The organism is Tritonibacter sp. SIMBA_163, assembly GCF_046535935.1.
GTDB classification, from domain to species: Bacteria; Pseudomonadota; Alphaproteobacteria; order Rhodobacterales; family Rhodobacteraceae; genus Epibacterium; species Epibacterium scottomollicae.
Window position 1 is genome coordinate 1 of sequence record NZ_JAWJBP010000494.1, and the last position, 270, is coordinate 270.

The window sequence follows — 270 nt, forward strand, 5'->3', positions numbered from 1 at the left end:
GCTTCCAAGCCGCTGATGGACTTTGTCAACAAGCACCCCACGGTTGTCATCCTCTGTCTTGGCTTCCTGATGATGATCGGTTTCAGCCTGGTCGTGGAAGGTTTCGGCTACCATATTCCAAAGGGCTATCTCTACGCAGCTATCGGCTTCTCCGTACTGATCGAAGCAGCCAACCAGATGGCGCGACACAATCGCGAGAAGCTGGTCACCACCAATGATCTGCGAGAACGCACGGCAGGCGCGGTCTTGCGTCTGCTCGGGGGCGGGCGC

At 57.8% G+C, this 270-nt stretch carries 1 pseudogene; it reads left to right on the forward strand.

The annotated features are described in order from the left end of the window. A pseudogene (locus R0J92_RS23270) lies at nt 1-270 on the forward strand (hypothetical protein); the annotation flags it as partial.